General features: G+C 64.7%; 18 protein-coding genes. 10 read left to right on the top strand and 8 right to left on the bottom strand.

Annotated features, from left to right (window positions below):
• Window positions 1–31 precede the first annotated feature (31 nt).
• Window positions 32–763, top strand: a complete 732-nt coding sequence (locus K3175_RS06440; RefSeq protein WP_221542564.1) for a class I SAM-dependent methyltransferase — start codon at window positions 32–34, stop codon at window positions 761–763.
• A gap of 1 nt (window position 764) precedes the next feature.
• Complete coding sequence (gene ubiB / locus K3175_RS06445) at window positions 765–2,327, top strand: 2-polyprenylphenol 6-hydroxylase (RefSeq protein ID WP_221542565.1); 1,563 nt, start codon at window positions 765–767, stop codon at window positions 2,325–2,327.
• On the opposite strand, the gene K3175_RS06450 is transcribed toward ubiB, so the two are convergent.
• Entirely contained in the window at window positions 2,305–2,706 is a 402-nt protein-coding gene (locus K3175_RS06450) for a hypothetical protein (RefSeq protein WP_221542566.1), read from the bottom strand. The genes ubiB and K3175_RS06450 overlap by 23 nt on opposite strands.
• 186 nt (window positions 2,707–2,892) lie before the next feature.
• On the opposite strand from K3175_RS06450, the gene K3175_RS06455 reads away from it, so the two are divergent.
• Window positions 2,893–4,584, top strand: coding sequence for a bifunctional phosphopantothenoylcysteine decarboxylase/phosphopantothenate synthase (locus tag K3175_RS06455; RefSeq protein WP_221542567.1), 1,692 nt, complete (start codon window positions 2,893–2,895; stop codon window positions 4,582–4,584).
• A 120-nt stretch (window positions 4,585–4,704) separates the two neighbouring features.
• Here K3175_RS06455 and K3175_RS06460 read toward each other — a convergent pair whose 3' ends face one another.
• Together K3175_RS06460 and K3175_RS06465 are read right to left on the bottom strand one after the other, a co-directional pair.
• On the bottom strand, window positions 4,705–6,216 hold the full coding sequence (locus tag K3175_RS06460; RefSeq protein ID WP_221542568.1) for an MFS transporter: 1,512 nt from the start codon (window positions 6,214–6,216) through the stop codon (window positions 4,705–4,707).
• Between the two features lie 108 nt (window positions 6,217–6,324).
• Entirely contained in the window at window positions 6,325–7,368 is a 1,044-nt protein-coding gene (locus tag K3175_RS06465; RefSeq protein ID WP_221542569.1) for a LacI family DNA-binding transcriptional regulator, read from the bottom strand.
• Window positions 7,369–7,652: 284 nt separating this feature from the next.
• Between K3175_RS06465 and K3175_RS06470 the strand changes: the two genes are divergently transcribed.
• The 6 genes from K3175_RS06470 (at window position 7,653) to dut (ending at window position 18,274) form a co-directional block, all read left to right on the top strand.
• On the top strand, window positions 7,653–10,442 hold the full coding sequence (locus K3175_RS06470) for a TonB-dependent receptor (RefSeq protein ID WP_221542570.1): 2,790 nt from the start codon (window positions 7,653–7,655) through the stop codon (window positions 10,440–10,442).
• Window positions 10,443–10,563: 121 nt separating this feature from the next.
• Window positions 10,564–12,141: a tryptophan halogenase family protein gene (locus K3175_RS06475; protein ID WP_221542571.1), complete on the top strand. Its 1,578-nt coding sequence runs from the start codon at window positions 10,564–10,566 to the stop codon at window positions 12,139–12,141.
• Window positions 12,138–13,988, top strand: a complete 1,851-nt coding sequence (locus K3175_RS06480; RefSeq protein WP_247710761.1) for an alpha-amylase family glycosyl hydrolase — start codon at window positions 12,138–12,140, stop codon at window positions 13,986–13,988. Before K3175_RS06475 ends, K3175_RS06480 begins: the two co-directional genes overlap by 4 nt.
• A complete protein-coding gene (locus tag K3175_RS06485; RefSeq protein ID WP_247710762.1) occupies window positions 13,988–15,625 on the top strand; it encodes an alpha-amylase family glycosyl hydrolase in 1,638 nt (545 codons plus the stop codon). Before K3175_RS06480 ends, K3175_RS06485 begins: the two co-directional genes overlap by 1 nt.
• Window positions 15,625–17,685 carry a glycoside hydrolase family 97 protein gene (locus tag K3175_RS06490; protein WP_425594834.1) on the top strand — a complete coding sequence of 687 codons (2,061 nt, stop codon included), beginning with the start codon at window positions 15,625–15,627 and terminating at the stop codon, window positions 17,683–17,685. Before K3175_RS06485 ends, K3175_RS06490 begins: the two co-directional genes overlap by 1 nt.
• Window positions 17,686–17,809: 124 nt before the next feature.
• Window positions 17,810–18,274 carry a dUTP diphosphatase gene (dut, locus tag K3175_RS06495; protein WP_221542572.1) on the top strand — a complete coding sequence of 155 codons (465 nt, stop codon included), beginning with the start codon at window positions 17,810–17,812 and terminating at the stop codon, window positions 18,272–18,274.
• Between the two features lie 24 nt (window positions 18,275–18,298).
• On the opposite strand, the gene K3175_RS06500 is transcribed toward dut, so the two are convergent.
• A complete protein-coding gene (locus K3175_RS06500; protein ID WP_221542573.1) occupies window positions 18,299–18,847 on the bottom strand; it encodes a hypothetical protein in 549 nt (182 codons plus the stop codon).
• Between the two features lie 130 nt (window positions 18,848–18,977).
• On the opposite strand from K3175_RS06500, the gene K3175_RS06505 reads away from it, so the two are divergent.
• Window positions 18,978–20,051 carry a winged helix-turn-helix domain-containing protein gene (locus K3175_RS06505; protein WP_221542574.1) on the top strand — a complete coding sequence of 358 codons (1,074 nt, stop codon included), beginning with the start codon at window positions 18,978–18,980 and terminating at the stop codon, window positions 20,049–20,051.
• Here the strand turns inward: K3175_RS06505 and K3175_RS06510 are convergent.
• From K3175_RS06510 to K3175_RS06525, 4 genes are read right to left on the bottom strand one after another with little or no spacing between them, the layout of a single operon-like run.
• The gene (locus tag K3175_RS06510) at window positions 20,048–20,356 is read right to left on the bottom strand and encodes a hypothetical protein (RefSeq protein ID WP_221542575.1); all 309 of its coding nucleotides are present in this window, start codon (window positions 20,354–20,356) and stop codon (window positions 20,048–20,050) included. The genes K3175_RS06505 and K3175_RS06510 overlap by 4 nt on opposite strands.
• On the bottom strand, window positions 20,346–22,424 hold the full coding sequence (locus tag K3175_RS06515) for a hypothetical protein (RefSeq protein WP_221542576.1): 2,079 nt from the start codon (window positions 22,422–22,424) through the stop codon (window positions 20,346–20,348). Before K3175_RS06515 ends, K3175_RS06510 begins: the two co-directional genes overlap by 11 nt.
• A 38-nt stretch (window positions 22,425–22,462) precedes the next feature.
• Entirely contained in the window at window positions 22,463–23,068 is a 606-nt protein-coding gene (locus K3175_RS06520) for a PadR family transcriptional regulator (protein WP_221542577.1), read from the bottom strand.
• Between the two features lie 5 nt (window positions 23,069–23,073).
• Window positions 23,074–23,622, bottom strand: a complete 549-nt coding sequence (locus K3175_RS06525) for a hypothetical protein (protein WP_221542578.1) — start codon at window positions 23,620–23,622, stop codon at window positions 23,074–23,076.
• Window positions 23,623–23,629: the final 7 nt, after the last annotated feature.

Raw genomic sequence — 23,629 nt, forward strand, 5'->3', positions numbered from 1 at the left:
CCCCGCTCAATTCCCCCTAAGGCTCCCTCCCATGAGTGACACTGTTTCCTTCGGCTACGAAGACATCGATGCAAGCGAGAAGACCGGCCGCGTGGGCGAGGTGTTTTCGAATGTCGCCGCCAAATACGACGTGATGAACGATGCGATGTCCATGGGCATGCACCGCCTGTGGAAGGATCGCTTCGTGGCTCGCGTGAAACCGCAGCCGGGCGAACAGATCCTCGACATGGCGGGCGGCACGGGCGACATCGCTTTCCGCCTGGCGGACAAGGGCGCAAGCGTCACCGTGTCGGACATCAATCAGGACATGCTCGACGTCGGTATCGAGCGCGCAATGGACCGCGGCATCGACGGGCTGGTGTGGAGCCGCCAGAACGCCGAAGAACTGGCCTTTTCTAGCCGGACGTTTGACGCCTACACCATCGCTTTCGGCATTCGCAACGTCACGCACACGCTCAAGGCGCTGAAGGAAGCGCACCGGGTGCTGAAATTCGGCGGGCGGTTTTACTGCCTCGAATTCTCGACCGTCGAATGGCCGGGCTTCAAGGAAGCCTACGACCTCTATTCGCACAAGCTGGTGCCGCAGATCGGCAAGGCGGTTGCGGGGGACGAGGACAGCTATCGCTATCTCATCGAATCGATCCGCCGTTTCCCCGACATGGCCGCCTTCGAGGCGATGATCCGCGAGGCGGGCTTCTCGAACACCCGGGTCGAGCCGATCATGGGCGGGCTCGTGGCGATCCATTCGGGCTGGAAAGTCTAGGGTGGCCAAACCCGCAACGCACATCTGGCGGCTGCTGAAATGGGGCCGTACGCTCGCGCGCCACGGGGCGTTGCGCGGGATCGAGAACGATCCCAACACGCCCGCGCCGGTCAAGCGTCTCGCGCGGATCGCCCGGTTCGGCACGGTCCAGCCGAAGGAGCCCGATTACGCCGGCGCATTCCGCGAAATCGGGCCCGCCGCGATCAAGCTCGGCCAGACGCTGGCGACGCGGCCCGATCTCGTGGGCGAGGATGCGGCGAAGAACCTGCTCAGCCTGCAGGACAATCTGCCGCCCGTGCCGTTCGAGCAGATTCGCCAGAGCATCGAGGGAAGTTTCGAGCAGCCGCTGGAGAATCTCTGGGCGGAATTCGATCCCGAACCGGTGGGCGCAGCCTCCATCGCGCAGGTTCACCGCGCGGTGACGACCGATGGCCGGCAGGTCGCCGTCAAGGTGCTGCGCCCCGGCGTGCGCGAACGGTTCGCCAAGGACATCTCCACTTACGAATGGGCCGCCGCGCATCTGGAAAGCTTCGGCGGCGAAGCGGCGCGGCTGCGGCCCCGGCTGACCATCGCCAATTTCAAGCGCTGGACCTTGCGCGAACTGGACCTGCGCCGCGAAGCCGCCAGCGCGTCCGAGCTGGCCGAGCATATGGTCGGCACCGAGAAATACGAGATCCCCGGGATCGACTGGGACCGGACCAATGGCCGGGTGATGACGGTCGATTGGGTCGACGGGATCAAGATCAGCAATACCGAGGCGCTGATTGCCGCAGGCCACGACATGGACGAACTGGCCAGCCGCCTCGTCCTCGCCTTCCTCAAGCAGGCGATTTCGGCCGGGTTCTTCCACGCCGACATGCATCAGGGCAATCTGTTCGTGAAACCCGACGGCACGATTGCGGCGATCGATTTCGGCATCATGGGCCGGATCGACCGGCAGGCGCGCATGTGGCTGGCGGAAATCCTCTATGGCCTGACCACGGGCAATTACCGCCGCGTCGCCGAAATCCATTTCGAGGCGCAATATGTGCCGAGCTATCACAATGTCGACGAGTTCGCGACCGCGCTACGCGCCGTGGGCGAACCGATGCGCGGCAAGCCGGTGAGCGAGCTTTCGGTGGGCCAGATGCTCGACGGGCTGTTCGCGATCACCCGCGATTTCGACATGCAGACGCAGCCGCATCTGCTGCTGCTGCAGAAAACCATGGTGATGGTCGAAGGCATCGCCACCCAGCTCAATCCAAAGATCAACATGTGGGACGTTTCCGCGCCCTTCGTGCGCAGCTGGATTCGCGACGAACTGGGCCCCGAGGCCGCGATTGCCGACCGCATTCGCGAAGATACCGAAACGCTTCTGCGGATCCCTGCGCTCGTGCGCCGGATCGAGGACCGCTTCCCGCCCAAGGGGGGCGCGCCTGAAGCGCCGCCGCTGCCTGAGGTGGAGCTCATTTGGGAACGCCGCGAACGCATGCAGAAGGGCCGCGGCTGGTTCGGCTATCTCGTGGCCGCCGGCGCCGGCGGGATCGGCGTCTGGGCCGCGCTTACGCAGGGCCTGCTGGGCTGACCCGGCCATAGGGCAGCAGCCTGATGGCCAGCACCATCACGACGACATGCAGCGCCTCCACCGCCATCGGCTGCCACCAGCCGTCATAGGTGCCGACCGCGATAAGATTGACCAGCCTGCCGGTGAAGGCGATGGTGAACAGGGCCAGCGCAGGCCACAGCATGTCCGCGCGCCGTTTCCACGCGGTCCAGCCCATGCATAACGCGGCCAGCCAGAAAAAGGCGGTAAAGTCCCCGCGCATCGCCGAAAGCCCTTCCGGCGTGGCGGATTGCAGTCCGAAATCCGCGCCTGCCGTGGCCGGGTCGAGAAAGAAGCTGATCCCCAGCATCAGGTCGAGCAGGGCGCCCAGAGCCAGCAGGATGACGAGAATGAATTGCATGGAAGGTCCTCAGCATTACCGTTTTCTAAACCATACGCTGGCAAGGGTGCGCAGGAATGTCACGCTTTTGCGTGCTGGCAATGACGGACGGGGGGCGCTAGCAAGCGCATCAATGACGCAATGGGATTACACCAGCCGGTTCGCGCCGCTGACGCTGCGCGCCACGAAAACCGCGGATTTGGGCGCATGAGCGGCCCAAAAATTCTGCTCGTGATCGGTGGCGGCATCGCCGCCTACAAGAGCTGCGAACTCGTGCGACTCATCCGCAAGGCGGGCGGCGATGTCACCTGCGTGCTGACCGAAGGCGGGCAGCAGTTCGTCACGCCCATGGCGCTGGCGGCCCTGTCCGAAAACAAGGTCTATACCTCGCTCTTCGATTTGAAGGACGAAGTGGAGATGGGCCACATCCAGCTTTCGCGTCAGGCGGATCTGGTTGTCGTTTGCCCGGCAACTGCCGACCTGCTGGCCAAGATGACCGCCGGCATCGCCGATGATCTTGCCACCACGCTGATTCTCGCGACCGACAAGCCGGTGATCGCCGTGCCCGCGATGAACGTGCGCATGTGGGAACATTCGGCCACCCAGCGCAACGCCAGCTGGCTTCGCCAGGCGGGCGTCACGGTGATGAACCCCGATGAAGGGGCGATGGCCTGCGGCGAATTCGGCCCCGGCCGCTTGCCCGAACCACCGGCCATCCTCAAGGCCATCGCCGACGCGCTCGATCTCGACATCGACCTGCCCGAACTCAACGGGCCCGCCCCGCAGCTCGCGCCGCCTTCGCCGGCCGCCTTTGCCGATGAAGGCGAGGACGAATATGACGAGGAAGAAAGCTCCAGCAGCGGTTCGGGCCTCGGCAGCCTGCTGAACGCGATTATTCCGCGCAGCACCGAAACCCGCGACGCCGAGGATGAAGAGCAGGATTTCGACGACGGCGACTTCGACGAACCCGATTTCGACGAGGCGGAGTTTCAGGAAACCGAATTCAAGCCCGACTTCAGCGGTCCGCTGCTGGCCAAGAAGGGCGGCGCCGCTGCCGCTCCGCCGACCGACCGCGAAGCGATCAACCACACCGTGGCCCGGCAGGACGAACGCGCCATGCCGCAGCCCATGCCCGAAGACATCGCCTATGCCGATCACGGTGCGGCGCTGGCGGCCGATCCGCTTTACGGTCAGGCGATCTTCGATGAAAATCCGGAGCATCGCCCGCTCTATGGCAAGCATGTTCTGGTAACCGCCGGACCAACTCGTGAACCGATCGATCCGGTGCGCTACATCGCAAACCGTTCGAGCGGGAAGCAGGGCTTCGCGATTGCGGCCATGGCCGCTGCTGCCGGGGCCAGGGTCACCTTGATCGCTGGTCCCGTGCATTTGCCGACGCCGGTCGGGGTCGACCGGATCGACGTGGAAACCGCGGAAGATATGGCGGAAGAAGTGCGCAATGCGCTGCCCGCCGATGCGGCCTTCATGGTCGCGGCAGTGGCCGACTGGAAGAGCCGCCATGTCGCGTCCGAAAAGATGAAGAAGCGCGGCAGCGCGCCGCCCGCGCTCATCCTTGCCGAAAACCCCGACATCCTCGCCGCCGTGGCGGCCGGGCGCAAACGTCCGCAGCTGCTGATCGGCTTTGCCGCCGAAACCGAAAACGTGGTCGAAAACGCCAAGTCCAAGCGCAAGCGCAAGGGGGCCGACTGGATCATCGCGAACAATGTTTCGGCGGCGGAAGGCGAAAGCGTGATGGGCGGCGATCTCAACCAGGTGCATATCGTCACCCCCGGCGGGGTCGAGAGCCTGGCGGAAATGCCCAAGGAAGAAGTGGCCCGCGAACTCGTTCGCCGCGCTGCCGAAGCGCTTGTGGGCACGGGTGACGCGGCTGCCGGTTAAGGCGGCCGCTTCAGCTCCTATCAGTTCGTCAACGGGGCCCGGGCGCAATAGCCCGGAGCCTGAATGCTACCGCGTCCGAATGGATGAGCCGGTCCCCTGCCGATGCCAGGGGGCTGGATATCACCCCGCATCACGTACCCGCAGCATGGCGAAGGCGGCGATGGTCCAAACCGCGGCTCCGAACAGCATCGTCCAGATGGGGTCGCCGGGAAACAGCGCATTCATGATCGACCCCATGACCGTGGCCACCAGCAACTGTGGCAGCACCACGAAGATGTTGAACAGGCCCATGTAGATGCCGAGCTTGGCCTGCGGGAGGCTGCTGGCAAGGATCGCGTAGGGCATGGCGAGGATCGACGCCCAGGCCACGCCGCGCAGGATTTCGCACAGGATCAGCAGGTTCGGATCGCGCAGGAAGAAATACCCCAAGAACCCGAGCGCGCCCGCCAGCAGGCAGAGCATATGCGTCCGCGCCTTGCCGAGCCGCTTGCTCAGCTTGGGCAGCAGCAACAGGGCGGCCACGGCGGCGACCCCGTTCTGCACGGTATAGATCAGGTTCCACCAGTTCGCGCCCTCGTTATAGGCGGCAGTGGTGGGATCGGCGCTGCTGTAGAAATATTGCGATACGATCGGGCCGGAATAAATCCACATCACGAACAGTGCGGACCAGCTGAAGAACTGCACCAGCGCCAGCCGCTTCATGGTGGCGGGCATGCCGGCGAAATCACCCACGATGGTGGACAGCATGTTGGCGGAGCGGCCCCGTTTCGCGAGCGATATCGCGATTGCCGAAAGCACGCCGTAAGTCGCCAGCAGGGCGCCGAGCAGGTAGATTTCCTTTTCCAGGCCGAGCGGGGCGACGATCAGCGCGATGCCCGCGCCCAGCGCCAGCCAGACCAGCGCCGAACCATAGTTTTTCTCCGCCAGTGCGGAAACGGGCTGGGCTACGGCGGTTGCGCGTTCCGCTTCGAAAGCCGCCATTTCCTCGGGCGAATATTCGCGCGTGGTCAATACGGTCCAGCCGATCGCCGCGAACAGGGCGATGCCGCCGGCCCAGAAGCTCCACCGGACCGTATCGGGGATCTCGCCCGCCGGGGCCACATTGCTCACGCCGAGATGGCCGAGCAACCATGGGAATATCGCGGCGAAGACTGCACCGGCGCCGATAAAGGCGGTCTGCACGGCATAGCCGGTGGCGTGCTGCGAGCGGTCGAGCATGTCGCCCACGAATGCGCGGAAAGGCTCCATCGCGATATTGAGGCTGGCGTCGAGCAGCCACAGCAATCCGGCGGCAAAGACCAGCGGCGCGGCGAAAGCGGGCGCGAAGGGCATGAGGAACAGCGCCAGCGCGGCCAGCAGCGCGCCGGTCATGAAATAGGGACGGCGGCGGCCGAACCGGTTCCAGGTCTTGTCCGACAGATGGCCCACGATCGGCTGCACGATCAGCCCCGTCAGCGGCGCGGCGACCCAGAGCGCGGGCAGGTCGTCGAGCGAGGCGCCCACGGTCTGGAAGATGCGGCTCATGTTCGAATTCTGCAGCACGAAGCCGATCTGGATACCGAAGAAGCCGAAGCTCATGTTCCACAGCCCGCGTAAGCTCTGGCGCGGTTTTTCGGTCAGCGCATGTGTCATGAAATATGTCCTCGTCCGCATCCGGCCCAAGTCTTTACGCCCGCTCGGATGAATTGGGCTCGGCTCGCATGAAGCGGCAGGTGCGGCAAGGCCGCATACGAATGTGGTCTATTCTTCGGCAGGCCCGCTGGAGGCCCGCACCACCAGTTTTCCGGGCAGCTTGCGCGGTGCGGTCTCGCGCCCTTCGATCTGCGCGATCAGCGTTTCCACCAGCGCCGCGCCCGCGCCGGTGATGTCCTGCATCACCGTGGTCAGCGGCGGGGTGGTCAGGCTGGCGGCGGGAATATCGTCGAAGCCGACCACGGCGATGTCGCCGGGCACGCTACGGCCCGCTTCGGCGAGTGCGCGCATCGCCCCGATCGCGATCAGGTCGCTGCCCGCGAAGATCGCGTCGAAGTCGCGCCCGCTATCCATCAGGGCGATGGCGGCGTCATGGCCTGCCTCTTCGGTGGTGATGGCATCGAACTGGAGGCCCGCGTCCTGGGGCAGGCCCGCATCCTCCAGGGCCGCGGAAAGGCCGAGGTAACGGCCATGGAATTCGGGATAATGTTCGTCCGCATGGCCGAGGAAGGCGATCCGGCGGCGCCCGTTTGCGATCAGGTGCTTGCCCGCAAGGCGCCCGGCCGCGTGATTGTCCGTGCCTACCGTCACCCCGCTCGCATCGTTCGAGACCGAGCCCCAGCGCGCGAAGCATGTGCCTTGCCGCACCAGCTGTTCGAGCCGCTTGCGGTAGAGCGTGTAATCGCCATAGCCGAGCAGGATCAGCCCGTCGGCGCGGTGGCTGTCCTGATAACGGACGTGCCAGTCGTCTTCCATTTTCTGGAACGATATCAAAAGGTCCAGCCCGCGATCGGCGCAGGCGCGGGTGATCGATCCCAGCATGGCGAGGAAGAAGGGATTGATCATGCTGCGGTCGGGCGTCGGGTCCTCGAAGAACAGCAGCGCGATCGTGTTGGACCGCTGGGACCGCAGCGAGCTGGCGTTCTTGTCGACCGTATAGTTCAGCTCCGCCGCAATCGCCTCGATCTTGGCGCGGGTCTCGGCGCTGACGGACTTTTCGCCTCGCAGCGCCCGGCTCACGGTGGGCTGCGATACCCCCGCGCGGTAGGCGATGTCGAAGCTGGTCGGCCGTCCGGTCGGTGCGCGTCCCAAAACCAATCCTCCTGGCCATTTGCAGGCCCTTGTGCGCCCCGTGCGAGGCCGTCTCGCGCTAGGCCGTCGGCGCGCTCTTGGCAATGCGTCCGGCCTCGTCCACGCGGACGTTTCGCCCTCGGTGAGCGGTGCCCGTGCATAGCATAACATACGTATGCTCTCTTCCGAAGTGGCGGAGTTCCGGCCTATCCGGGCGCCGATGGAAGCGGGCCGCCATGCCGGATGTCCCTTCCAAGAACACGTATGGCCGACCCCTTCGGATCGGCAGTGGAGAGGGTATACCGATGGCATTTCGCGACACGCTTCGCAGCGGAAGCAGCATTTCCGCATTCACCGTAACCCTGGCTCTGGCGGGCGGGATGATCCCGGCCCACGCCCTGGCGCAGGGGACCCAGCCCGAAACGCCCGAGCAGGTCGATGCCGGCCAGCCGGTCAGCGATCCCGATGCGGCCGACGATGTCATCGTCGTCACCGGTTTCCGCGCCAGCCTCGAAAGCGCGGTCGCGGAAAAGAAGCTGTCCGAACAGATCGTCGAGTCGATCACGGCCGAAGACATCGGCAAGCTGCCCGACGCATCGATCGGCGAATCGATCGCCCGTCTCCCCGGCCTCACCGCGCAGCGCCTCAACGGCCGCGCCAATGTGGTCGCCATCCGCGGCTTCGGCCCGGACTTCTCGCAAACCCTTCTCAACGGCCGCGAGCAGACGACCACGAGCGACAACCGCTCGGTCGAGCTTGATCAGTATCCGTCCGAGATCGTCAACCAGGTCGTGGTCTACAAATCTCCCACCGCCTCCCTTGTGGGCCAGGGCCTGGTTGGCACCATCGATATCCGCACCATTCGCCCGCTCGAAACCGGTGAGCGTATCCTCGCCGTCGGTGCGCGCGGGTCGTGGGCGGATATCGGTGCCCTCAACGCCGGTTCGAACGAGTTCGGCTACCGTGTGAACGGCACCTATGTCGACCAGTTCGCCGACGATACGCTGGGCATCTCGCTCGCCGCATCCTATGTCGACGAGCCGTATCAGCTGCAGGAATTCAACGCCTGGGGCTATGACACGGCAAATGTCGGCGGGCAGGACGCCGCGCTGATCGGTGGATCGAAGTCCTACGTCACCTCCACTCAGCTCAAGCGCCTCGGCCTCAACGGCACGATCCAGTACCAGCCGATGCCGCAGCTGACCTTGACGGTCGACGGCTTCTATTCGAACTTCGACGACGACCAGACCAAGCGCGGCCTCGAGCTGCCGCTGGCCTATGGCGGCGATCTGAACTCCGACTTCGATCCCGCAAGCGCCACGGTCGAGGACGGCCTTGTCACCGCGGGCCGGTTCGACAATGTCCGCGGCGTCATCCGCAACGACATCTTCCAGCGCAAGGCCGATCTCTATTCGGGCGGCTTTAACGCCAACTGGGAAGGCGATGACGGCTGGAGCGCGTTCTTCGACTTCGGCTATTCGCGCACCGACCGCAACGAGCTGAGCCTCGAAAGCTATTCGGGCACCGGCTTCAACGGCCCGGTGACCGGTGACGGCGCAGCAGCTACCATCGACTTCACCTCGGGCGACAAGGGCACGGTCTTCGATTCCTCGCTCGATTACAGCGATCCCTCGCAGATCTTCCTGACCGATCCGCTCGGCTGGGGCGGCGGTACGGTGCCGCAGGCCGGTTATTCGAACAACCGCATCGTCGAAGACGAGCTGTTCCAGTACCGCGTCGAAGTGGAGAAGGAACTCCAGAGCGACAGCTTCCTGCGCAGCGTGCAGTTCGGCATGAACTACACCACCCGCGAGAAGAGCCTGACGCCTGATGAAGCCTTCGTCCGCCTGCCGGGCGGTGCAACCGAAGTGGCGATCCCCTCGCAGTATCTGCAGCGTTCGACCGATCTCACCTATCTGGGCCTTGGCCCGATCGTCAGCTACGATGCGCGTGATCTCATCGCCGACGGCATCCTCGTCCTCGAACCGCGCGTTGCGACCGGCCCCGATGCGGCCAACGATGTGCTGAGCAAGAGCTACACCGTCGCCGAAGACCTGATGACCATGTATCTCCAGACCAATCTGGAGCAGGAAGTGGGCGCGGGCGTGATCACCGGGAATGTCGGCGTCCAGGCGATCAACACGGTCCAGAAATCGACCGGTTTCATCTTCCCGGAAACCGGCCCTGAGCGCCGCACACTGGGCGATGATTACTGGGACGTGCTGCCCAGCGCCAACCTTTCGCTGCGCCTTGACAGCGACTGGGTCTTCCGTGTCGCCGCAGCGCGTGAAATCATGCGCGCCCGGCTCGACGATACGCGCCTGTCGATCGATTACGGTATCGACGCCACCGTGCCCGGCGGCCTCATCCGTGGCAGCGGCGGCAATCCGGCGCTGCGGCCCTACCGGGCCAATGCCGTCGACTTCAACATCGAGAAGTACTTCGGCACCGGCGGCGTCGTGGCGCTCCAGTTGTTCTACAAGGACATCAAGAGCTACGTCTTCAACGGCCGCTTCGCCTTCGATTATTCGGCTTTCCCAACGCCCACCGGCGCGGAAGCCTATCCCAATCTGCCGGTCATCGGCACGCTGGAAGCACCGACCAACACCGGCGGCGGCGATCTCTATGGCGCGGAACTGGCAGTCACGCTGCCGTTCTCCACCTTCACCCCGGCGCTGGACGGCTTCGGCATCACCGGCGGCGCCAGCTATACCAAGACCAAGATCGAAGATCCGGACGGCAATGAAACCGAAATTCCCGGCTATTCGAAATGGGTGGTCAACGGCACGGCCTATTTTGAAAAGGCCGGTTTCAACAGCCGCGTCAGCGCGCGCTACCGTTCCAGCTTCCTTGGTGATTTCACCGGCTTCGGCGGCTCGCCCACGCGGCGTACTGCGCTGGCGGAAACGATCATCGATGCGCAGATCGGCTATGATTTCCAGTCGGGCAGCGCGCTCGAAGGTCTCTCGCTCTATATCCAGGGCCAGAACCTGACCGACCAGCCCTTCGTCTCAACCGGCGAAAACCGCAATCAGGTGATCGATTACCAGAGCTACGGGCGCCGCTTCCTCGCAGGCTTCACCTACAAGTTCTGATGCATGGGGCGGGGATGGCGGATCATTCACCAGCAACCGCCGTCCCCGCCGCCTGGCTTTCCGATACCGTTGCCCTTGCTGACGCTTGCGCCGGACAAGGGCGCGGTGACCGGATAAGATCATGGCCGTGACGCACACCTCTTCTCCCACCTCAGGCGGCAGGCGCGCGCCGCTGCGCGTCGCCATTGCCGGGGGCGGGACCGCCGGATGGATGGCGGCTGCCGCGCTGGCTCGGCTGACCGGCTGCGAAGTGGCGCTGGTCGAATCCGATGCCATCGGCACGGTCGGCGTGGGCGAAGCCACCATCCCGCAAATCCGGCTGTTCAACCGCGGGTTGGGGATCGACGAGGCGGAATTCCTGCGCGAGACCAAGGGCACCTTCAAACTCGGCATTGAATTCGACGGCTGGCGCAAGGCTGGCACCGGCTACATGCACGCCTTCGGCTCTGTCGGGCGCGGGGCGGGGCTGCTGCCCTTCCACCAGCTGTGGCTGCGCGGGCGCGAACTGGGCATGGCGAAAGATCTGGGCGCCTATTCGCTCAACGAACAGGCCGCGCGTGCCGGCAGAATGCAGATCTGGCCTGCCGGGCAGGGGGCACAGCCCGACATGCCTTGGGCCTATCATTTCGATGCCGCGCTCTACGCCGCCTATTTGCGCCGCTTCGCCGAAGCGCGCGGCGTGGCCCGGATCGAAGGGCGGATCGAGACTGCCGAGAAAGACGGCGAAAGCGGCGACATCGCTGCGCTCGTCCTCGATGGCGGCCGCCGGATCGAAGCGGAATTCTTCATCGACTGCACCGGCTTTCGCGCGCGGCTGGCGGGCGACATGCCGGGCCAGAGCTTCGCAGACTGGAGCCACTGGCTGCCGTGCGACCGCGCCGTGGCCGTGCCGTGCGAAACCGGAGGCGGTTTCACGCCGTACACGCGCGCGGCGGCCCATGCGGCGGGCTGGCAATGGCGCATCCCGCTGCAACACCGGATCGGCAACGGGCTGGTCTATTGCAGCGAATTCCTGTCCGATGACGAGGCCGAGGCCCAGCTGCTGGCCAATCTCGACGGCGCGCCGCTTGGAATACCCAATCGCCTGCGCTTCACCACCGGCATGCGGGCCGCCCCGTGGCGCGGCAATTGCCTTGCGCTGGGGCTGGCCGCCGGCTTCCTCGAACCACTGGAATCGACCAGCATCCACCTGATCCAGTCGGGCATTGCGCGGTTTCTTTCCATGCTGCCGCGCCCCGGCAGCCCTGCTGGCGAGACGGCGGCCACGGCGGGTGAATTCAACCGCCAGTCCGCCTTCGAATGGTCGGCCATCCGCGATTTTCTCATCCTGCACTATGCCGCCAACGATCGGCGCGGCGAACCCTTCTGGGACCGCGCGCGGGCGATGGAGCTGCCGGCAGGATTGGCCGACCGGATCGAACTGTTCCGCAGCACCGGCTATCTCAGCCGCGAGCATGACGAGCTGTTTACCGAGGCCGGTTGGACGCAGGTGTTGCTGGGGCAGGGCGTCATGCCGCGCGCCGCCCATCCCAATGCCGATGCGCTCGATCCCGCGGCCCTCCAGCGGCTGCTGGCGGGGATCGAAAGCGACATCGCCGCTACTGTCGGCCCCATGCCCGGCCACGCCGAATTCCTGCGCGCCTTCTGCATGCCGCAGTCCGACACCCGACCCGCCGCCACCAAGGAGACGGCCCGATGAAATATTGCACCCTATCCCTTGCCGCCCTGCTGCTCGCCAGCATGCCGGGCCTCGCCCGAGAGGCGCAGGCGCAGGCAGATACGGCGGCGGCACCGCAGCAGGCCGGAGACTTCCGCCAGCGCGGCGTGGAAGACGAGGTGATCTATTTCGTCCTGCCCGACCGCTTCGCCAATGGCGACACCAGCAACGATCTGGGCGGCTATGCGGACGATCGGCTGGTCAGCGGCTTCGATCCTGCGCACAAGGGCTTCTATCACGGCGGCGATCTCAAGGGGCTGACCGAAAAGCTCGATTACATCCAGGGGATGGGTGTCACCGCGATCTGGTTCGCGCCGATCTTCAAGAACAAGCCGGTGCAGGGCGATCCGGGCAATCCGGGCAGCTTCAGTTCGGGCTATCACGGCTATTGGGTGACCGATTTCACGCAGGTCGATCCGCATTTCGGCACCAATGAAGAATTCGCCGCCTTCGTGGCCGCCGCCCATGCGCGCGGGATGAAGGTTTATATGGACATCATCGCCAATCACACTGCCGATGTGATCCGCTTCGCCGAAGACAGCTATGACTATCGCAGCAAGGGCGAATATCCCTATTCCACCGGAGGCGGCGTGGATGGGGAACGCATCAACAAGGGCTTCGACCCTTCCGATCCCAGCCCCGAAAACTGGGCCCGGCTGACCGATCCGGCCTATGCCTATACCCCCGTGGTGCCCGAGGCGGAGCGCGATGTGAAAGTGCCCGCCTGGCTCAACGATCCGATCTATTACCACAATCGCGGCGATACCTTCTGGATCGGCGAAAGCAGCGTCGATGGGGATTTCGTCGGGCTGGACGATCTGTTTACCGAGCACCCGCGCGTGGTGTCTGGCATGATCGACATCTTCGGCAACTGGATCGACCAGTACGGGATCGACGGTTTCCGCATCGATACCGCCAAGCATGTGAACCCGGAATTCTGGCAGGCCTTCGTGCCCGCCATGCTCGAACGCGCCGAAGCGCGCGGCATTCCGAATTTCCACATCTTCGGCGAAATCGCTTACGATACGCCCGATGCGATAACCGCCGCGCGGGTAATGACCGAGGCGGAGCTTCCCTATGCGCTCGACATGGGGTTTGCGAAAGCGGCCCAGCTCGTCGCCAGCGGCAAGGAAAGCCCCGCCGTGATGGCCGAATTCCTCAGCCAGGATGTGATCTATCCGGGCGGCGCGAAAACCGCGACCGGCCTGCCGACCTTCCTCGGCAATCACGATTTCGGGCGCTTCTCGATGTTCCTGCGCGACTATGCAGAGACGGACGATACCGACGAACTGCTGGCGCGCACCAAGCTCGGCCATGCGATGATGTTCGCACTGCGCGGGGTGCCGACGGTCTATTACGGTGACGAACAGGGCTTCATCTCCGACGGCAACGACCAGCTGGCGCGCGAGGATATGTTCGAAAGCCGGGTGGCGGAATATAACGACAATGTCCTGCTCGGCAGCGATGCCACCACGGCCGGCGACAATTTCGACACCGCCCATCCGCTCTATCGCCTGATCGGCGAACTGGCTGCGATGCGCACGGCCTCGCCGGCGCTGCGGCGGGGGCTGACCACGATCCGCGCCTTCGATCACGAAGGGCCGGGCGTGCTGGCGGTGGAGCGTTTCGACGATGCAAGCGGTCAGCGTATTCTGGCCGTATTCAACACCTCGAACACCCCGATCAAGAGGGTGATCGGGACCGAATCCGGAACAAAAAGCGTCGTTTCGCTGGCCGGGAATTGTCCCGCAAAGCCCGCCGCGCCGGGCAGCGTCAGGATTTCCCTGCCGCCGCTCGGCTGGGCGATCTGCGAGCTGGTGAACGACTGATGACGGCGCTTGAAATGCTTTCCGAGAACGCAGGAAAAATGCAGGAAAACAAAGTTTTGTGGTGGCGCGGTGCGGCGATCTACCAGATCTATCCGCGCAGCTTCATGGACGCCAATGGCGATGGCATCGGCGATCTGCCGGGCATCACCAGCCGCCTCGATCACGTCGCCTCGCTCGGCGTCGATGCCATCTGGATTTCCCCTTTCTTCACCAGCCCGATGAAGGATTTCGGCTACGATGTTGCCGATTATCGCGACGTCGATCCGATCTTCGGGACCCTTGCAGATTTCGATGCGCTGATCGTCCGCGCTCATGAGCTCGGCCTCAAGGTGTTGATAGATCAGGTTTATTCGCACACCTCCGACGAGCATGAGTGGTTCGTGGAAAGCCGCGCCAGCCGCGACAATCCCAAAAGCGACTGGTATGTCTGGGCCGACGCCAAACCCGACGGCACGCCGCCTTCGAACTGGCAATCGGTCTTCGGCGGCCCCGCCTGGACCTGGGATGCGCGCCGCGGGCAATATTACCTGCACAATTTCCTGAACTGCCAACCGCAGCTGAACGGCCACAATCCCGATGTGCAGGACGCGTTGCTCGATGTCGCGCGCTTCTGGCTCGATCGCGGCGTCGACGGTTTCCGCATCGACGCGCTGAATTTCGCGATGCACGACCCGCAGTTGCGCGACAATCCGCCGGCCCCGGCGACCGATCGCCAGCGCACCCGCCCGTTCGATTTCCAGCGCAAGATCCATAATATGTCGCACCCGGACATTCCTGGATTTATCGAACGAATCCGATCAGTTACCGATGAATATGGCGCGATCTTCACGGTCGCGGAGGTCGGCGGTGACGATGCCGAAATGGAGATGAAAGCGTTCACCCAGGGCGATACGCGGCTCAATTCCGCCTATGGGTTCAACTTCCTCTACGCCGACCGCCTGACGCCCGGCCTCGTCTGCGCGGCACTGGCAGAATGGCCGGATGAGGAGGGGCTGGGCTGGCCGAGCTGGGCCTTTGAAAACCACGATGCGCCGCGCGCCGTCTCGCGCTGGTGTGCGCCCGAAGACCGCGATCTCTTCGCGAGAATGAAGATGCTGCTGCTCGCGAGTCTGCGCGGCAACATCATCCTCTATCAGGGCGAAGAGCTGGGACTGACGCAGGTCGATATCCCGTTCGACCAACTGCAGGATCCCGAAGCCATCGCCAACTGGCCGCTCACCCTGTCACGCGATGGCGCGCGCACGCCGATGCCGTGGGAAAATTCCCCGCAAGGCGGTTTCGGTTCGGATGCGCCATGGCTTCCGCTGGGCGAGGAAAACCTTAGGCGTTCGGTGGCCGATCAGCACGCCGATCCGGCTTCGCTGCTTGCCCTGACCCGCACTGTCATCGCGCTCCGCAAGGCCTCTCCCGCCCTTCGCTGCGGCAGCGTGTCGGCCTGTGTTGCGGATGGGCCGCTGCTGCGCGTGGAACGCGCCTACGAAGGCGGCGGCGCCAGCGAAACCGTCGTCTGCCTGTTCAATCTTTCGCCCGAACCCATCGACGACGTCGAAATTCCTCAAGGAGAAACCCTATGCACCGTCAATTCGGTCCTGTCCGCCGGTCTCGGACCCTATGCAGCGCTGGTGGTGCGGGTATGATGCGCCGCGCCTTCGGCTGCTCGCTCGCAGCGCTTCTCGGCACTACCGCCCTCCCGGCCTTGGCCGCTGATGTCGCCTCGCCCGATGGCCGCACCGTCGTGACTCTCGACGTCGATGGAGACGGTGTGCCGTTCTACCGCGTGACGCGCGATGGCGAGGCCCTGATCGCGGAAAGCGACCTGGGTTTCATCTTCACCGACGCAGAACCCATGCGCCGCAATTTTCAGGTCGAAACGGAAACCCGCGCCAGCCATGACGATACGTGGGAGCAGCCCTGGGGCGAACGCCGTTTTGTGCGCGATCACCATAACGAGCTTGCGATCACCTTCCGCGAAGCCCGCGAGACGAGCAAGCGCGCGCTGACTGTCCGCATGCGCGTGTTCGACGACGGGATCGGCTTCCGTTACGAATTCCCTGAAAGCACCGAAATGCCGGTCGCCAGGATTGCCGAAGAGCTGACCGAATTCGCCATCGCTCCCGAAGCTGCGGAAGGCGGCAAGGCCTGGTGGATCCCGGGCGGGGACTTCAACCGCTACGAATATCTCTATAACGAAACGCCCATCACCGGCGTTTCCACTGCGCATACGCCGATGACGGTGCGCCTTCAGGACGGCACCCATCTTGCGTTTCACGAGGCAGCGCTTGTCGATTACTCGGGCATGTGGCTGCGGCGCATGGAAGGCTCGCGCTTCAGGGCCTCGCTCGCCCCGTCGAGCCGCGGGGCCAAGGTCGTTCGCGAAGGTGCCTTCACCACCCCTTGGCGCACGATCCGCATCAGCGATGGACCGGCCGGCCTCGTCGAGAGTGATATCGATCTCAACCTCAACGAACCCAACAAGCTCGGTGATGTGAGCTGGGTGGAGCCGGGCAAATATATCGGCATCTGGTGGGGCATGATCTCCAACAAATGGACTTGGGCGTCGGGCGATCGCCATGGCGCAACAACCGAACGGGCCAAGCAGTATATCGACTTTGCTGCCGAGCACGGCTTTCGCGGCGTGCTGGTGGAAGGCTGGAATATCGGCTGGGACGGAAACTGGTTCGGCAACGGGCGCGATTACAGCTTCACGCAGGCCTATCCCGATTTCGACCTCAAGGAAGTCACCGATTACGCCCGCAAGAAGGGCGTCCGACTGATCGGGCATCATGAGACCGGCGGCAATATCAAGGTTTACGAGGAGCAACTCGCCGATGCCATGAAACTTTATGGCGAACTCGGGGTCGACTGGGTGAAGACCGGCTATGTGGCCGATGCGGGCGGGGTCATTTCCTGCAATGCAGATATCGCCGATCCCTGCGAAGACGATACGGAAATTTTCGAATGGCACGATGGCCAGCGACAGGTGCAGCATCACCTGCGCGTGGTCGAGGAAGCGGCGAAGAACCACGTCGCGGTCAATCCGCACGAGCCGGTGAAAGACACGGGTCTGCGCCGCACCTATCCCAACTGGGTTGCGCGCGAGGGTGCGCGGGGACAGGAATACAATGCCTGGGGCGCGTTTTCGAACGGTCCGGACCATGAACCGACTTTGGTGTACACCCGCCTCCTGTCGGGGCCGATGGATTACACGCCCGGCGTGCTCGGTCTGGTGGGTGACCAGAATTATCCGATCGCCAGCACTCTGGCCAAGCAGCTTGGTCTCTACCTGGCGATCTATTCGCCGATCCAGATGGCGGCCGATTTCGTGGAGAGCCTTGCTGCTCATCCCAAGGAGCTCGAATTCATCAAGGCAGTGCCCGCCGACTGGTCGGAAAGCCATCTGATCGACGGCGCGGTGGGTGATTATGCCATCTTTGCCCGCAAGGATCGCAACAGCCAGGACTGGTATGTCGGCGGCGTCAACGATGCGACCGAACGCACGCTGGAGCTGGATTTCGACTTCCTCGAAGAGGGTCAGGCTTACACTGCCAAGGTGTGGAAGGATGGCCCGGAGGCGACCTATCTGACTGAAAAGCGTCACGATATCGCTTACGATACCGTTACGGTGCGCAAGGGTGACAGCTACACCGTCAGGCTCGCACCGGGTGGCGGACTCGCGATCCAGCTTCAGCCCAACTGAACCTCAGGCCGCCCCTGCCTTCACCGGCGGGGGCGGCACTTGAGAGTGCATCTGCGCTTGCTCCCGACCGGCAGGATGGGGCACAGGGCTCCCCTCAAAATCAGGGGGCCAGCAGTCTTATCTTATGAAAAAACTAGAGCTGAAAATTCTCGACGAGCGGCTGCACGAATGGGGCCTCCCGCAGTATCAGACTGAAATGTCGGCAGGAATCGACATGTATGCGTGCATTCCCGAACCGCTCGAGATCCAGCCTCAGGCGCAGCCGATCCTGATACCCTCGGGCATCGCCATCCTCATGAACGACCCGCAAATGGTGGCTTTCCTGCTGGCGCGGTCCGGTCTGGGGCACAAGAAGGGGCTGGTGTTGGGGCAGTCAGTGGGGACGATCGATGCGGACTATGCCAATGAGATTTTTATCAGCGCCTGGCTGCGCAATCCGCCGGGGAGCGACAGCCTGGTCATCAACCCCGGGGACCGCATCGCGCAGCTGGTTTTCCTGCCGATCCTGAGACCGCAGCTGGAGGTCGTCGAGGAGTTTTCGGCGACGACGGAGCGCGGCATGGGCGGGTTCGGGTCGACCGGGGTTTGAGCCGTAAAGCGCTGATATGAAAAGCTATTTCCGCCCAGCGGACAGGTGGAAGAGCGCCGCCGGTGGCAGCCACAGACCGGCCGCGAAGAGGACCGGGAGCCAGTCCGCCTGGCCGGTGAACTGGGCCGCGAGGCCGGTGGCAAGTTCTGCCGCGATCACCCCGCAGCAGAGCCAGAACATGGCCCCGGGGCGGAAGCGGGCGAGCGCTGCGAGCACCAGAAATGTTCCGATTATTGCCCCGAACACCATGTTGATCGGGCCGTCACCGACGAAACCTACGGCTGCATTGGCCCAGAGCGTCACAAATGCGGCCAAAGCGGTCAGAACGAGGGCGAAAGTGTGCGCACCGTTCCGCCCGACCTTCACGGCAAGCTCGATTCCCGCCCCCAGCGCGCCGAGCAATATGGCGGCGAAGACGAAGTCGCTCGCCGTCCAGCCGACTTCGCCGGTCAGCTGCATGGCGATGGCTGGCAGAGCGAGCAGTGCGAGCAGCGTTCCCCATCCGGCCACGCGCCAGCCGTTGAGGCCGGGCTTCTTTTCATGGCCAGAGGGCGTTTCGTAAATGCGGGTCATGGGCGTGTCCTTCCTTGGAGTGCTGAACGATCCCGGACCTGCCCGACCGCGGGCGCCGCGCCATGAGCAATTCGTGAGCAATCGCTGAAACCCTTTCTCAGGCCGGGATCATCGCTTACGCCGGGGCGCAATGGATCAGGGGCCAGGCCTTCTTGCGTTCGGTGCGTTCACGCTCGACATCGCGAACCGCCAGCTGCGGCGCGGCGGCGAGGTGATCGAGCTGGGCAGCCGCTATTTCAACGCGCTGGTCCTGCTCGCCCGCCATCCGGGAGAGCTGGTTTCCAAGGACCGCTTCATGGAGGAGGTCTGGGCGGGTATCCCGGTCACCGACGAAGCGTTGACCCAGTGCATCCGCAGCCTGCGCCGCACGCTGGGCGATGCCGCGCAAAGTCCCCGTTTCATCGAAACGGTGCCCAAGCACGGCTATCGCTTCGTGGCGCAGGTCGAGGCGGTGGCGGCGCCATCCCGCGCCTATGCCACGAAGGCAGGACCGGCATCGCCCGCCGCGCGGATCGCGGGGGCGACGACACTGGGCGGGCTGGGCGCCGGGCTGCTCGGGGGCGTGTTCTACGGCATGGCGGCGACCGGCGGCGATGTGGCCGCCGTGCTGACCGTGATCCTGTTGACGACGGCGCTGGCTGTGCTGGGGGCCGCCGGGATCGGCACCGGCATGGCGCTGGCGAGCCTGTGGCGCGGGGAAGGGCACTGGTCGCTGATCTTCGGCGGCGCGGCGGGCGGGCTGGTGGTCGGGGCGCTGGGTTCGGCGCTGGCGAGCCATGGGCTGCATTCGCTGACCGGCGTCTTTCCCGGGCGGGTGATGGGGCTTTACGAAGGCATGGCACTGGGCGCGGCAACGGGGCTGGCTATCATGCTGGGCGTAAGGGCGGCGGGTAGACGGTTTTCCGCCGCCCTGCTCGCCATGGTTTCGGGCGGCGCTTTCGCCGCCGTCGCGGCGCTGGCGGGCGGGACCTTCTATGCCGCCACGCTGGCGCTGCTGGCGCGGCAGTTTCCCGCCTCCAGCCTGAACCTTTCCCCTCTGGCGCGCCTTTTTGGCGAGAGCGGGATGGGCCCGGCTGCCCTTCTCGGCACCGCTATCCTCGAAGGCGCGGTGTTCACAGCCTGCCTTGCCCTCGCCAATGAGCTGGCCAAGAGCCGGGCCGCAAGGAGAGGCAGAGGGCGGGCAGAAGCCCGGCGAAGCGTCTAGCCACCTCCGCCAGCCGCCTTCTTTCGCGCCCCCTTGGCGTAGGGCAGGTCGAGCACCGTCGTCGCATCCGATCCGCGATCCTCGATCGTGAGGCGCAATTGATCGGCCTGCGTCTCGAACCGGATCCGCGCGGTCCGCGTGATGACGAGCCCGCGATCGGCGGTCCCGGCATCCACGCAGAACGCGCCTGCGATTTCCGCGCAAGCAGGCGCAGCGGGGGAGGGGGCAACTGCGGCGGGTTCGGGGGCAGGCGGCGCCGCCCCGATCAGCAGCGCCGCGCCAGCGATGAGGAGCCTATTTCTCATCGCGCGTTTCCCCGCCGTTCTGCACGATCGAATAGCCGCCGCCGCCTTCGCTCGGCCCCGAATAGGAGATGCGGAAGGAGTTATTGTTGCCCTTCTGCTCCACGCTGATGTCATAGCCGCTGCCGGTCTGGGTGATGTCCATCACATTGCTGTCCCCGTCCTGCGCCAGCACGGCGCTGATCGCGCTGCCTTTCTGCTCCAGCGTCATTTCGTTCTCGTCACCGCCCTGCTGAAGCTCTGCCGAGACCGCGCCGCCGCTTTGCGCATTCTGGATCAGCCGCACGCTGTTGCGCTTGCCGCCGGTCTGGACGGTGGCGGTAATCTCGTTCCCCGGGCCCGACTGGTCGATCCGCCCTTCGTTCTCGCGCCCCGATTGGGACAGCGTGGCGCTGCGTACGGTGCCCGCCCCCGATTGCCGGATGATGGCGTTGTTCTGCACATCCGACCCCTGATCGATATCGGCCTCTACCGTGCCTTGCGACGGGGAAGGGTTGGTCTGTTCGATCGTCGCGCCATTGTTGGGCGAGGTTTGGTCGATCGAGGCGATCACCCCGCCGGTGTTCTGCTTGATCTCGGCGGCATTGTTGTCGGTCCCGCTGCCGGTCTTGATCGAGGCTTCGGCCGCGCCGCCCGATCCCCGCTGGCGGATGGTGCTTTCATTGGCATTGCCGTTCTGGCCGATCTGGCCCTTGAGCGACGGGCCATCCTGTTCGACCGTGGCCACGCCGCGCACGCCGGGCTGGGTGATGCTGACATTGCTGCCCGTCCCGCCATCGCTGCGGCGCTGGGTGGCCTTGGCGCGATTGGCGCTGCCGCCCTGATCGATATCGACCGTGTCGGTGCCCGATTGCGCATCGACGGTCTGTTCGATGGTTGCTTCGTTTTCATCGGTGCCGTCGGTCGACTGGTCGATGCCGGCAACACTGCCGCCGCCGCTGCCGCTCTGGCGGATGACCGCGCTATGGGTCTTGCCGGTCTGGTCGATATCGGCTTCGTTCTGCCCGCCCGAACCGGTCTGCCGGATGGAGCCTTCGAGACTGCGGGAGCCTGCGCCTTCCTGGTCGATCTGCGCCTTGTTGGCTGGCGATTGCTGCTGCAGAATCGTGGCCGATCCTTCGGTGCCGTTCTGATTGACCGAAGACACATTCCCGGATGCCCCGTCCTGGACGACTTGCACCTTGGACTGTTCGCCTGTCTGCGAAACGGATCCTTCCTGCCTGCCATTGTCCGAGCGCTGGGTGATCTGGGTTTCGTTGCCGGCCCCGTCGATGTCGATATCGGCGGTGTTGCCGCGGCCATTGCCGCCTTGCACGACCTTGCCCTGACTGCCCGATCCGTTCTTGATCGCGATCGAGGCTTTCGATCCGGCCTGCGACTGCTGCACCAGCCCGGTGCTGTTGTTGCCCTGCGACAGCGTCACGTCGGCCGTGGCGGCTTCGGCGGCCTGGATGATCTCGCTGCGGTGTTCGTTGCCCGCCAGCGTATGGGTCTGCTCCGCGCCCGTGCCGCTGCCGTCCAGATTGGCATTCTGGCGCCCGAAGGCGACATTGGAATCGCCCTGCAGATTGATGCTGACGACCCCCTTGTCGCCGCGCTGGTCGATATAGGCGGTGCTGTTGTTGGCCAGCTTGCTGTCATTGCCGAGCGAGATGGTGGCCGACGATCCGTCCGCCCCGTCGCCCACATCGTCGGTCTGGCGGATGGCGGCGGCATTGCCGGTGCCCGACGACACGATCCGCGCGGTGGAGCCGCGGCCCTTCTGGTAGATGCCTTTGGCAGGATCGGGCTGAATCGTGCCGCCGGTGAACAGTTCCACGTTGCCCACCTCCTGCAGCGCCCCGGTATCCGAGGATTCGCGGACGATTTCGGCCGTGCTCGTCTCGCGCGTCACTTCGCTGTCCTGCCGGATCAGCGGGTCATCCTGCGCGGTGCTGGTGCCGGGTCCCTGGCTGCTGCCTTGGCTGCCGCCGGACGATTGTTCGGCCGAGCTGGGCTGCCCGCAGGCTGCCAGGCTGAGCGCAAGGGCGAAGCTGAGGGAATGAATGGTCTGTTTCTGCGGACGGTTCATGGCTTTCTCCTTTTTCGATCGAAAAGCTTTTCGGTGTGTCAGTCCTCGGTCTTGTCTTCCTTCTTCTCGTCTTCTTCGGTGTCTTCGTTCGTCTCTTCGCCGGATTGCGATTTGCGTTCGTTCTCGCCGCCATCGTCGACGAAGAGCTGGGCGTTGATGGGCTGGCGGATCTGGGTCTCCCAGAAGTCGAGGCAGAATTCCTCGAACCGGCGGCCAAGGGCGAGATGGTCGCGTTCCTTGTCCCAGCCCTGCTTGCGGCCGAACAGGTCCTCGACCCGGTCGAATTTCTCCAGCCTTTCGCGGCATTTGGCGGCCTGTTCGCGGGCCAGCGCCACGACATCGGCAGGGCCGACGATGCCGGCGAAATAGAGGCGCAGCAGGCCGGGATCGTTCGCCGGTTCGCGCAGCCAGGTGCGCAGCGCGGCCTCGCCTGCCGGGGTGACGATGAAGGAATGGCGCGGCCGCCCGACGGTGCGTTCCTCCTCTTCGTACAGCAGGCCGGCAGCCGCCAGGCGCGCCATCTCGCTGTAGAAGGGATCGCGGTCGCGGTCGGCATAGGCGCGCTTGTCGTGCCGCCGGACGGTGACCACCAGATAGGCCAGCAGCACGAAGATGCAGGCGATGATCAGGATGATGATGAGCATGGCGATCAGTCCTCCTTCTTGTCGGCTTGGGCTTTTTCGGCCTGTGCTTTTCCGGCTGCGGCCTCGGCCGAGTGTTCGGCGGCGACATCGTCCCAGAACTGGAGGCAGGCACGTTCGAAGCGGATGCCCAGCCGGCTGGCGGCGAGCGCGTATCGCCACTCGGGCCGGTTCACGAGCAATTGCTCCAGCCGTTCGTATTCGGCCTTGCGGGCGCGGTGGATCGGCTGCCTGTTCTGGGCGACCTTGCACGGTTCGTGCTGCTCCACGATCCCGGCGTAATTGAGCATCAGGAAGCCGGGATCGTTGCCCGGTTCACGCAGCCACGCGCGCAGGCCCGCCTCGCCCGCCGGAGTGACGGTGTAGGTGTGCTGTTCCTTGGTCTCGTAATCCTTCTGGGAATACAGCAGCCCGCCTTCGACCAGCCGGTCGGGTTCGGCGTAGAAGGGCTGGCGATCCTGGTCGAAATAATTGTTGCTGTCGTGCCGGCGCAGCGCCGCCACCACGAGGCTGGCGAGGATGACCACGATGGCCAGAATGAGGACGACGGTTAGCATGATGGGG

Origin of the sequence: Qipengyuania aestuarii, from assembly GCF_019711535.1 — a bacterium.
GTDB lineage: Bacteria > Pseudomonadota > Alphaproteobacteria > Sphingomonadales > Sphingomonadaceae > Qipengyuania > Qipengyuania aestuarii.

What these genes read in the sequence shown, in the direction of transcription:
- K3175_RS06440 (WP_221542564.1), top strand. Translation starts at nt 32, where the DNA reads ATGAGTGACACTGTTTCCTTCGGCTACGAAGACATCGATGCAAGCGAG.
- K3175_RS06450 (WP_221542566.1), bottom strand. Translation starts at nt 2,706, where the DNA reads ATGCAATTCATTCTCGTCATCCTGCTGGCTCTGGGCGCCCTGCTCGAC.
- K3175_RS06455 (WP_221542567.1), top strand. Translation starts at nt 2,893, where the DNA reads ATGAGCGGCCCAAAAATTCTGCTCGTGATCGGTGGCGGCATCGCCGCC.
- K3175_RS06460 (WP_221542568.1), bottom strand. Translation starts at nt 6,216, where the DNA reads ATGACACATGCGCTGACCGAAAAACCGCGCCAGAGCTTACGCGGGCTG.
- K3175_RS06470 (WP_221542570.1), top strand. Translation starts at nt 7,653, where the DNA reads ATGGCATTTCGCGACACGCTTCGCAGCGGAAGCAGCATTTCCGCATTC.
- K3175_RS06475 (WP_221542571.1), top strand. Translation starts at nt 10,564, where the DNA reads ATGGCCGTGACGCACACCTCTTCTCCCACCTCAGGCGGCAGGCGCGCG.
- K3175_RS06480 (WP_247710761.1), top strand. Translation starts at nt 12,138, where the DNA reads ATGAAATATTGCACCCTATCCCTTGCCGCCCTGCTGCTCGCCAGCATG.
- K3175_RS06485 (WP_247710762.1), top strand. Translation starts at nt 13,988, where the DNA reads ATGACGGCGCTTGAAATGCTTTCCGAGAACGCAGGAAAAATGCAGGAA.
- K3175_RS06490 (WP_425594834.1), top strand. Translation starts at nt 15,625, where the DNA reads ATGCGCCGCGCCTTCGGCTGCTCGCTCGCAGCGCTTCTCGGCACTACC.
- dut (WP_221542572.1), top strand. Translation starts at nt 17,810, where the DNA reads ATGAAAAAACTAGAGCTGAAAATTCTCGACGAGCGGCTGCACGAATGG.
- K3175_RS06500 (WP_221542573.1), bottom strand. Translation starts at nt 18,847, where the DNA reads ATGACCCGCATTTACGAAACGCCCTCTGGCCATGAAAAGAAGCCCGGC.
- K3175_RS06505 (WP_221542574.1), top strand. Translation starts at nt 18,978, where the DNA reads ATGGATCAGGGGCCAGGCCTTCTTGCGTTCGGTGCGTTCACGCTCGAC.
- K3175_RS06510 (WP_221542575.1), bottom strand. Translation starts at nt 20,356, where the DNA reads ATGAGAAATAGGCTCCTCATCGCTGGCGCGGCGCTGCTGATCGGGGCG.
- K3175_RS06515 (WP_221542576.1), bottom strand. Translation starts at nt 22,424, where the DNA reads ATGAACCGTCCGCAGAAACAGACCATTCATTCCCTCAGCTTCGCCCTT.
- K3175_RS06520 (WP_221542577.1), bottom strand. Translation starts at nt 23,068, where the DNA reads ATGCTCATCATCATCCTGATCATCGCCTGCATCTTCGTGCTGCTGGCC.
- K3175_RS06525 (WP_221542578.1), bottom strand. Translation starts at nt 23,622, where the DNA reads ATGCTAACCGTCGTCCTCATTCTGGCCATCGTGGTCATCCTCGCCAGC.